The 9039-nt window shown below is 58.7% G+C and carries 12 protein-coding genes and 1 tRNA gene; 11 read left to right on the top strand and 2 right to left on the bottom strand.

What is annotated here, in order from left to right; all coding sequences use genetic code 11:
• Positions 1–2 precede the first annotated feature (2 nt).
• Positions 3–76, top strand: a tRNA-Cys gene (locus tag OKB77_RS17485).
• Positions 77–124: 48 nt separating this feature from the next.
• Here OKB77_RS17485 and OKB77_RS17480 read toward each other — a convergent pair.
• A complete protein-coding gene (locus OKB77_RS17480; RefSeq protein WP_270818047.1) occupies positions 125–418 on the bottom strand; it encodes a hypothetical protein in 294 nt (97 codons plus the stop codon).
• A gap of 212 nt (positions 419–630) precedes the next feature.
• On the opposite strand from OKB77_RS17480, the gene OKB77_RS17475 reads away from it, so the two are divergent.
• From OKB77_RS17475 to OKB77_RS17430, 10 genes are all read left to right on the top strand, one after another.
• Positions 631–831 (top strand): YbfA family protein, encoded by a 201-nt coding sequence (locus OKB77_RS17475; RefSeq protein ID WP_005334863.1) that lies wholly within the window; start codon positions 631–633, stop codon positions 829–831.
• A 440-nt stretch (positions 832–1271) separates the two neighbouring features.
• Positions 1272–1535 carry a BufA1 family periplasmic bufferin-type metallophore gene (locus OKB77_RS17470; protein ID WP_005334862.1) on the top strand — a complete coding sequence of 88 codons (264 nt, stop codon included), beginning with the start codon at positions 1272–1274 and terminating at the stop codon, positions 1533–1535.
• Between the two features lie 72 nt (positions 1536–1607).
• A complete protein-coding gene (gene bufB, locus OKB77_RS17465; RefSeq protein WP_270818046.1) occupies positions 1608–2456 on the top strand; it encodes an MNIO family bufferin maturase in 849 nt (282 codons plus the stop codon).
• Complete coding sequence (locus tag OKB77_RS17460; RefSeq protein WP_270818045.1) at positions 2449–3201, top strand: HvfC/BufC N-terminal domain-containing protein; 753 nt, start codon at positions 2449–2451, stop codon at positions 3199–3201. Before bufB ends, OKB77_RS17460 begins: the two co-directional genes overlap by 8 nt.
• Positions 3198–3641, top strand: coding sequence for a DoxX family protein (locus tag OKB77_RS17455; protein WP_270818044.1), 444 nt, complete (start codon positions 3198–3200; stop codon positions 3639–3641). The genes OKB77_RS17460 and OKB77_RS17455 overlap by 4 nt, the downstream gene beginning before the upstream one ends.
• A gap of 97 nt (positions 3642–3738) precedes the next feature.
• Complete coding sequence (locus OKB77_RS17450) at positions 3739–4221, top strand: GNAT family N-acetyltransferase (RefSeq protein WP_270818043.1); 483 nt, start codon at positions 3739–3741, stop codon at positions 4219–4221.
• Between the two features lie 3 nt (positions 4222–4224).
• Positions 4225–4419 carry a hypothetical protein gene (locus OKB77_RS17445; RefSeq protein ID WP_270818042.1) on the top strand — a complete coding sequence of 65 codons (195 nt, stop codon included), beginning with the start codon at positions 4225–4227 and terminating at the stop codon, positions 4417–4419.
• On the top strand, positions 4401–5696 hold the full coding sequence (locus OKB77_RS17440; protein WP_270818041.1) for a methyl-accepting chemotaxis protein: 1296 nt from the start codon (positions 4401–4403) through the stop codon (positions 5694–5696). Before OKB77_RS17445 ends, OKB77_RS17440 begins: the two co-directional genes overlap by 19 nt.
• A 161-nt stretch (positions 5697–5857) precedes the next feature.
• Complete coding sequence (locus OKB77_RS17435; RefSeq protein ID WP_047439970.1) at positions 5858–6412, top strand: DUF3332 domain-containing protein; 555 nt, start codon at positions 5858–5860, stop codon at positions 6410–6412.
• Positions 6413–6499: 87 nt separating this feature from the next.
• On the top strand, positions 6500–7873 hold the full coding sequence (locus OKB77_RS17430) for an HD-GYP domain-containing protein (protein ID WP_270818039.1): 1374 nt from the start codon (positions 6500–6502) through the stop codon (positions 7871–7873).
• 77 nt (positions 7874–7950) lie between these two features.
• Here OKB77_RS17430 and OKB77_RS17425 read toward each other — a convergent pair whose 3' ends face one another.
• Positions 7951–9009 (bottom strand): FUSC family protein, encoded by a 1059-nt coding sequence (locus OKB77_RS17425; protein ID WP_139433190.1) that lies wholly within the window; start codon positions 9007–9009, stop codon positions 7951–7953.
• Positions 9010–9039 lie beyond the last annotated feature (30 nt).

Here is a 9039-nt window from a genome sequence, read left to right as displayed (position 1 = left end):
ATGGCGCGTTAGCAAAGCGGTTATGCAGCGGATTGCAAATCCGTTTAGTCCGGTTCGACTCCGGAACGTGCCTCCATCTTTTCTTTGTTTATCTCAATCGTCACTCTTCGAGTCTGAACCTTGGTCAGTATCCTTGCTGTACCGGTAACTGTTCGCAGCCAGCCTGTTTCCACTCGCGCTCGAGATAGTGGCTCACATCCGCCATGTTTTGCCCCCGATATTGAAACTGCACCTCGGCACTGTGCTGGTTGAGATCCGCAATCCGTTGCTTCAGTGTGCCGCATTGCCACAGGCTGACGGTGGGCACGCCCCGTTCGGCCAGCACGATGGCATCTTCCCGATTCAGTTGCCACTCCTCCAGTTGTGCCCGTGTCAGGGCAACCATCAGCACCAGCAGTGCCACTTCCGGCAGTTTCATGCGTGTCTCCCTACTGCATGTTTTTCCCCTGATAACTGTGGCAAAGCGCACGATTTTCGCAAGTTTGTTAACTGTTGGTTAATGACGTAACCCGTTTTCAGTATTTCCCGTTTTTCACCATTTTTTTATAAAAAAATGCGTTAGTGATGTAGTAATCCTACATGGAGTGGGGTAATCTTTGTTCAGTGGTCTTACCAGTAAGGAGTTACATCATGTTTCATCCCTTTTCCCTGACTCAGATTATTCTTCGTCGCATTTATGTATTGCTGGTGGGCATTCTGGCTTTCCCCGTGATGCTGTTTCGCAGCGATCGTGCCCGCTTCTACAGCTATCTGCACCGGATCTGGAATAAAACCAGCACCAAACCGGTGTGGCTCAAAATGAGCGAGCGTGGCGAGCGGATCTTCTACTAAACCCCATTCGCACCATGTGCAAAAAGAGACAGCCAAAGCTGTCTCTTTTTCTATCTGCTTGCCGCAACTCCTGGCTCCCAACCTCCCCCCCCCCCCCGCTTGTTGATTTATTGTTTCTTGCAAGTTGCATTCAGCCCTGTCTGTTGGCGGGGATTCTTTATGTCTGACACATCTCTTTTGATGGAAGCAGTGAAAAAGATTAACGGGGTGAAAGCACCATATGGCACTTTTCTTGTTCATAAATGGGTGGTCGTCGAGAAATTTTCAATGATGAAATAGCTGTTTAAAATCAATTGATTGAGTGTCTGCCTTTGGATTTTTTAACTCTTTTTGTGTTTTTTTGAAAGGGAATATCCCGTTTGCCGGTTCTATTGCAGGTCCCCGGTTGCGACAAATCGGGGATATCAGCAACATCCAACGACATCAAAAGGAACATGAACATGAATGTTAAAAAAAGCACTGCTATCGCCTCCGCCATGACCGGTCTGCTGGCGCTGGGCGCCCAATTTATCGCGGCACCAGCAATGGCTGCCGATGAAAAGGAGAAGTGCTACGGCGTGGTCAAGGCCAGCAAGAATGACTGTGCGACCAAGAGCAGCTCCTGCGCCGGTACTGCCAAGGAAGATGCTCAGGGTGATGCCTTTGTGGTGATGCCCAAAGGGCTGTGCGAGAAGCTGGTCGGCGGTTCGCTGCAACCCAAGTAAGAGACATCGGGCAGGGGATGGCCAACGGGTCGCCCCCTGCATCTTCTCTGATTGGCGAAAGCGAGTCTTGCGATGAACCCTTTGATTGGTATCGGATTACGCACTCCCCATTACGATGAGATCCGGCAAACCCTGCCGGCAGTCGGTTGGTTGGAGGTGCACAGTGAAAATTACTTCGAACGGCACAGCCAGGGTTTTCAGGTGCTAGCCGAACTGGCGCAACACTACCCCGTCAGTCTTCACGGCGTTGGCATGTCCCTTGGTTCTGCCGACCCGCTCGATCCGCACCATCTGCAGCAGTTGTCGACACTGGCCGCGGCGATCAAACCGGTACGGATCTCCGAACATCTCAGCTGGGGCAGCATTGGCGGGCGTTATTTCAACGATCTGCTACCGGTGCCCTATACCCGCGCCTCCCTGCGCAACATGAGCGACAAGATCCAGCAGGTACAACAGACCCTGGGTTGCCGCATGCTGATTGAAAATCCCTCCTCCTATCTGCAACTGGCCGGGGAGATGAGCGAGTGGGAATTTCTGGCCGAGCTGCAGCAGCGCAGCGAGTGCGGCATCCTGCTCGACCTCAACAATCTCTATGTCAGTGCCTTCAATCACGGTTTCTCTAGCGATGAGTATCTGGCGGCGATCGATCTCGCCACCGTCGGGGAGATCCATCTGGCCGGTTATACCGAGAAGCAGCTGCCGGAAGGCTCCCTCTATATCGATACCCACAGCGCCCCTGTGGTGGAGCCGGTCTGGGAACTCTATCGCCAGATCTGCCGCAAGCAGGCCATTCCCACCCTGATTGAGTGGGACCTCGAGATCCCGCCGCTGCCGGTCTTGCTGGCAGAGGCGGCGCAGGCTGGCGCCATTCTGGATGAGGCGTGCGCCATGAGTGCGCCACGGGAGGTGGCCCATGGCTGAACTGGCACAGCTGCAACAGCACTTTGCCGATGGTTTGCTGGGGGCGCCTGACGCCATTGCCCCTCACATCAGCTCCCGGCTCTTTTCTGCCGAATCTGTGCTGCAGGTCTATCGCAACCATTTCATCCTGAGCCTTGGCGAGGTGCTGGCGAGCAGTTATCCCGCCGTCAAGGCTATGGTCGGGGATGACTTTTTTGCAGCGGCGGCCCGTGGCTTCGTATTGGCCGAGCCGCTCAGGGAAGGGAGCGTCATGCACTATGGCGCCGGATTTGGCCAATGGTTGGCCCGCTTGCCAACCACGGCCGAGTTACCCTGGCTGGAGGCGCTGGCGCAGTTCGAATGGCAGCTTGAGCGTGCCAGTCTGCTGCCACTGGAATCACGCTGCTGGCCAGCCGAGCGTCTGGCCGCATTATCGCCGCAACAATGGGAGCGGCTGCGGCTGTTTCCAGCCACGGATCTGCTGCTGGTTGCCAGCGATTATCCGGTGCTGGCCCTGTGGCAGATGGCGCTGCACGGTGGTGAAGCGGTGGAGGTGCTTGATGCCCCCGTCTGGTTGGCATTGAAGAAACAGCCGGATTGCCGGGTTGCCCCCTTGCCCCTGACGGCTGGTGAGTGGGCGCTGCTACAGGGATGTCTCGCTGGTACGGCGCTGGTCGATCTGCTTGCGGCCGACCCTGCGGCCAGTGAACATCTCACTCGCCTGATAACCCTTGGTCTGCTGGTGGATATGGAGGTAATGCCATGATGGCAAACAAATGGCTGGCGCTGGCCAGCTCAAGTGGTGATTTGCCGCGCTGGAGCAGTACCGGTGTGCTGTTGCTGGCGCGGCTTTGGGTCGCGTCGGTTTTTATCACTTCAGGCTGGCTCAAGCTGACGGCGTGGGATTCCACCCTCTATCTGTTTGAATCCGAGTATCAGGTGCCCCTGCTGCCCTGGTTGTGGGCTGCTTATCTGGGTACGGCGACCGAGCTGCTGCTGCCGCTCTTCCTGCTGGCGGGGCTTTTTACCCGCCCGGCCGCCTTGCTGCTGTTTGGCTTCAATATCATGGCGGTGATCTCCTATCCGACCCTCTGGGCGGGCGGCTTTTACGATCACCAGTTGTGGGGCTGGATGTTGCTGACCCTGACCATCTGGGGCGGTGGTGTGCTGAGCCTGGATCACTGGCTGACACGTCGCAACCATTGATTTATCAGTGATTTCCCCAATCACAAAGAGCGCCACAAGGCGCTCTTTGTCATAATGACGGCCGGCGAAATTTCCCATGAGAGAAAAGGAGCAGCCAATGATTATTCGTCAGGCAAGGGCCGCAGATATTCCCGCAATTGTGGCGCTGCGCATGGAGCTGTTTTGTGAGGTCGGTGAGCTGTTGACGCCGCAGGCAGACCCGGCCTTGTGGCAGGCCACCCTTGACTATTTCACCCGGGCGATGAGTGAAGAGAGTGCTTTATCCTGGCTGGCTGAGGCCGATACGCAGGATGGCGGCAAACAGATCGTGGCGGCCGGGACGCTGGTATTGTTTGAACGGCCACCTTATCTCGGCAATCTGGCGGGGATGGAGGGGTATCTGCTCAACATGTATACGCGGCCACAATGGCGCCAGCAGGGGATCGCCACGGCGCTGCTCGATGCCATTACAGCCTTCGCCAGCTCGCGTCAGCTGGGCAAGGTGTGGCTCCATGCCAGCGAGCAGGGGCGCCCTCTCTATGAGCGGATCGGCTTTGTCGCCAATCCGGCCTATCTGGAGTGGCAACCGGTGGTGGAGTAAGGGTTGCAGCTCTTCATGAGTGGTGCTTGGTCGGTGAATTTGATTTACAGCAATAAATATGGCGTCAGATGGGATCGCGGCAAAGCCGCCAACTATGCTGATGGAGCACGCCACCATTATCTTATTGATCCACTGCGTGGTTTGGCCATGGTGGGTGCCAGTCTGGAGGATACGTTTCGATGTTCAATAGCAAACTGAAAGCCGAGTTGCAGCAGTGCCAGGATCAACTTCTGGAACAGCAGGGATTTTTTGACGCAGTGCACGGCAGCGTGGCGACCATCACCTTTACGCCGGATGGCACTGTGCTGGCCGCCAATGATCTCTTTCTCAACGTGGTGGGCTTCAGTGCGCCCGAGGTTATCGGCCAGCATCACCGTATCTTTTGCGACAAGCTCTATGCCCAGAGCAGCGACTATCAGCAGTTTTGGGCGGACCTGAAGCAGGGGCGCTCCCGTACCGGAGTGTTCCAGCGCTTCAACAAACGGGGCGAGGCGATCTGGCTGGAAGCGACCTATTTTCCGGTCAAGTTGCGGGGCGTGGTGACCAAGGTGATCAAGATCGCGGCCGATATTACCGAGCACCACCTGCAACTGCTCAGCCAGCAGGCGGTGGTGACGGCGCTGGATCGGTCGCTGGCGGTCATCGAGTTCACCCCCGGCGGAGAGGTGATTGCTGCCAACGGCAATTTCCTCCATACCATGGGCTATACGCTGGCTCAGGTGCAGGGCAAGCATCACCGTATCTTCTGCGACGATCAGTTTTATCGAGACCAGCCCCACTTCTGGGATGAGCTGGGCCGTGGTCAGTTCAAGTCCGGTCTCTTCTGTCGTCAGAACAGTCACGGTAGCAAGGTGTGGCTGGAGGCGACCTACAACCCGATCCTTGATGAGCATCGCAAGGTGGTGAAGGTGATCAAGTTCGCCAGCGACATCACCGAGCGGATCAACAAGAGCGATGCGGTGCGGGAAGCGGCCATGCTGGCCCACGATGCGGCCCGGGAGACCCTGAACTGCGCCGAGCGCGGCGCGGGTCTGCTCTCCTCGGTAGTCGATACCTCCAGCCTGATTGCCAGCCAGCTGACTCACAGCATCGGCCTTATCAATCAGCTCAACGAGCAGTCGCGCAGTATCGAGGCGATCGTCTCCACTATCAGCAGCATCGCCGACCAGACCAATCTGCTGGCCCTCAACGCGGCCATCGAAGCAGCCCGGGCCGGGGATCAGGGTCGTGGGTTTGCGGTGGTGGCCGACGAGGTTCGCCAGCTGGCGGCCCGCACGTCTCTCTCTACCGACGAGATTGCCAAGGTGGTACAGAACAACCGGGAGCTGACCGCCAAGGTCACCTCCGAGATGTCCGACGTCGCCAGCAGCGCCGAGCTGGGTAAACAGCAGGTGGGTGAGGTGAACGAGGTGATGAGCGACATCCGCCGGGAGGCGAGCAACGTCTCCAGCACCGTCTCTGATCTGGCAATCTGAACCCCCAGACTTCCTGTCATGCCGGGGCATTGACTCATATTTGAGCAGTCAGTGCCCCAATCTGAACCCCTCCTGTATCGTCCCGCCATTGTGAATTGTCCTCTTCTGGCCCCTTGATTAGGCTTGCCGCCTCATTTATTTCAGAGCAGGAACAGAACACGATGGCATTACAACAGAAGGGGCGGGCAATGGCCCTGCTGGTTATGGTCGCGAGCATGGGTCTGGGCGGCTGTATGGGGCAGATGGGGCTTTCCGGCATGGTCACCAAGGGCAACCTGAGCGTGGTGGATAACCGCTACGCTCGTGCCGGGGTCTTTATGCTGCTCTCCCCTGTCTACGGTCTGGCCGCGACCGCTGACCTGTTCGTCTTCAATACCATCGAGTTCTGGTCTGGCAAGAACCCCATCACCGGCAAATCTCCGGCTGTGGTGGACATGAAAGCCAATCCGGTGATCAAGGTGAACCAGCATCTGGATCCGGCCCTCAAGACGGTGCCGTTGGCCATGCTGCCACAAGGGGTGCGCGAGGTGGAGATCAGCTACCCGGACGAGCATACCGCCCAGATGGAGGTGCACTATCTGGATGGCCGCCGCAGCATGATGCGTGGCGAGAAGCGTGGCGAGCTGATGGATATCTACTTCGATGGCCGCTTTGTATCTACCCTGAGCCGTGCAGAGCTGGAAGAGCGGGCGAATCAGGGCAAGGCTGCTGCCTAAATTCAACTGAATCCAGATCGATCCAGCTTCAGATGGGGTATACCTAATCTGCTGGCAAAATCGCCATGATGTCTAAGGGAGTAGACTATGACGGTGAATGGATTGCGATTGGCGGAGTTGATTGGTTCCCTCAGTCATGCGCTCGATATGACTGAGGGGCAACCAAGAGGACACTGCATTCGCTGCTGCTGGATAGGTTCCCGTCTGGGGGAGCGGCTGGGACTGGATGCCCGGCTGCGCCATGATCTCTACTACACGCTCCTGCTTAAGGATCTTGGGTGCAGCAGCAATGCTGCCCGTATCTGCGAGCTCTATCTCACCGACGATCTTCACTTCAAACGCGATTTCAAACTGGTGGATGGCTCCCTCTCCGAGGTAGTCAACTTTGTGCTGGGCCACACCGGCTTGCAGGCGGATCTGCTGGGACGTTTTCGCAGCCTGTTTCATATCTTTCGCAACGGCGACCAGATTGCCAACGAACTGATCCAGACCCGTTGTCATCGGGGGGCGGATATCGCTCGCCAGCTCCGTTTCAGTGACGAGGTAGCCGATGGCATCCTCTCCCTTGATGAACACTGGAATGGCAAAGGTCGGCCCCTGCAACTGGCAGGCGAGGCGATCCCGCTCTTCTCGCGCATTGCCCTGCTCTGTCAGGTGGTGGATGTGTTTCACGCGGCCGCAGGTCCGGATGCGGCGTTCAAGGAGCTGCGCGAGCGCAGCGGCAGCTGGTTTGATCCGGCACTGGTTCGGGAATTTGAAGCGCTGGCCGACGAAGAGTTCTGGCAAGGACTGGCCGATCCCCGACTGACCGAGTGGGTGCTGGTCCACCCGGCCGGGCAAGGGGAGGTGGCGCTGGATGAAGATTATCTGGACGAAATCGCGGCGGCCTTCGGGCAGGTGGTGGACTCCAAAAGTCCCTACACCGCGGGTCACAGCGGCAGGGTTGCGCTCTATACCGACATTCTTGCCACCCAGATGGGGTTGTCCGAGTCGCGTCGACGCTGGCTCAAGCGGGGCGCCTTGCTCCATGATGTGGGCAAGCTCGGGGTGAGCAACGCCATTCTCGACAAGCCGGGCAAGCTCGATGCGCAGGAGTGGGCGGCGGTGCAGATGCATGCCGCCTACACCGAGGAGATCCTGAGCCGCATCGGCGCCTTCGAGGAGCTGGCGCAAGTGGCGGGCGCCCACCATGAGCGGCTCGATGGCAAGGGCTACCCCAAGGGGCTGAAAGGGGACGAGATTACCCTTGAGACGCGCATCATCACCACAGCCGACATCTTCGATGCCATCACCGCCAAGCGCCCCTATCGCGGCGCCATCCCTGTGCCGCAGGCGCTGGAGATGATGGCGGAGAATCTGGGCACCGCAATAGACCCTGACTGTTTTGCCGCCCTGCAGGCGGGTATTCAGGATTTCTCCCTCTACCTCACCACCGAGCAGCCGCTGGCCAATGCCAGTTAAGATTTGCTGCCTTCATGGCCCAAACGGCCAGTCAGACAGCAAAACGCCCCGCAATTGCGGGGCGTTTTGTATTGGGTCTAGTCGGGCTGCTTGCGATGGGGCGGGGTGAGGATCAGCCCCAGCAGGCGGCGCAGGTGGGTGAGCTGTTCGGTCAGCTGGACGTTGAGCCAGAGGTAGCCATTGATGGCCGCCTCTGCGTTGGGCGGCAGCGATACCTGGGTCGCGACCTCGTGCAGGCGGGCGATGGCGGCATCGGCCCCGCGACCGTCACCGGTTTGCATCATCAGGGCAAGCTGGTTGATCGCCTCCTCGGTGGCCAGATGGCAGGCTTGCAGCGCAGCCGTGCTCTGCATCAGGAAGTGGCTCTCCCGATCGTTCCAGTAGGTGTTGGCCAGCATCTCAAGAGTGCAGAGGGTGTTGCGCATGGTGACCTGCACCGCATCAAACAGGGCGACGCTGTGGCGCGTCTCCTTGGCCGCAGGGGCCAGCAGGGCCCGCAGTTTGCCGGTCTGTGCCAACAGCTGGGAGAGATTGTGCTTGAGGCGCGGGCGCTCCAGCACATTGGGGGAGAGGTGGGTGTGATAGAGCCGCCCCGACTGCTGCAGGATCTGGTGCAGTTGCAGCCGCCAGTGGCTGTAGGCCCGCTGGGGATAGATGCTGCAAAAGAGCAGTGCCAGCAGGGAGCCCAGTATCACATCGGCACTGCGCCACAGCGCCGTCTCTATATCCCCCGGCATGGCCCCCATGGTAACCCCCAGGGTGATGCCGATCAGCAGCCCCACATAGGGGCGCTTGCCGAGGGCCAGATAGCCGCAGAGGAACATGATGCAGCCGCACCAGACCAGGGTGAGTGGCAGGGAGTAGATCTCGAGATAAAGTGCCACCACCCCGCAACTGGCTCCGAAGATGGTGCCCACCACCCGCTGCAGGGCGCGGGAGAGCACATTGCCCCAAAACGAGATGGGGCCCATCACCACCACGAGTGTGATCAGCGGCCAGGTGCTCTCCGGCAGTTTAAGCTCGCGGGTCAGCAGAAAGGTGAGCATAAAGGCGAGCGCAATGCGCAGGCCATGGACGATCCGGTAGCGGCCATAGACCAGCAGATCGAGTCGGGAGAGGGGGGCATCAAGACGCACGGTCTGCCTCCTGTCAGGTGGGGGACGGGG

Source organism: Aeromonas sp. Y318-3 (assembly GCF_027706185.1).
In the GTDB taxonomy this organism is placed as follows: domain Bacteria; phylum Pseudomonadota; class Gammaproteobacteria; order Enterobacterales; family Aeromonadaceae; genus Aeromonas; species Aeromonas veronii.
Note: the sequence above shows the minus strand (reverse complement) of the source record. Positions and strands in the feature narration are given on the sequence as shown.

Coding starts and splice junctions, on each gene's coding strand:
- OKB77_RS17430 (WP_270818039.1), top strand. CDS start 6,500: ATGACGGTGAATGGATTGCGATTGGCGGAGTTGATTGGTTCCCTCAGT.
- OKB77_RS17440 (WP_270818041.1), top strand. CDS start 4,401: ATGTTCAATAGCAAACTGAAAGCCGAGTTGCAGCAGTGCCAGGATCAA.
- OKB77_RS17475 (WP_005334863.1), top strand. CDS start 631: ATGTTTCATCCCTTTTCCCTGACTCAGATTATTCTTCGTCGCATTTAT.
- OKB77_RS17460 (WP_270818045.1), top strand. CDS start 2,449: ATGGCTGAACTGGCACAGCTGCAACAGCACTTTGCCGATGGTTTGCTG.
- OKB77_RS17450 (WP_270818043.1), top strand. CDS start 3,739: ATGATTATTCGTCAGGCAAGGGCCGCAGATATTCCCGCAATTGTGGCG.
- OKB77_RS17455 (WP_270818044.1), top strand. CDS start 3,198: ATGATGGCAAACAAATGGCTGGCGCTGGCCAGCTCAAGTGGTGATTTG.
- bufB (WP_270818046.1), top strand. CDS start 1,608: ATGAACCCTTTGATTGGTATCGGATTACGCACTCCCCATTACGATGAG.
- OKB77_RS17470 (WP_005334862.1), top strand. CDS start 1,272: ATGAATGTTAAAAAAAGCACTGCTATCGCCTCCGCCATGACCGGTCTG.
- OKB77_RS17480 (WP_270818047.1), bottom strand. CDS start 418: ATGAAACTGCCGGAAGTGGCACTGCTGGTGCTGATGGTTGCCCTGACA.
- OKB77_RS17435 (WP_047439970.1), top strand. CDS start 5,858: ATGGCATTACAACAGAAGGGGCGGGCAATGGCCCTGCTGGTTATGGTC.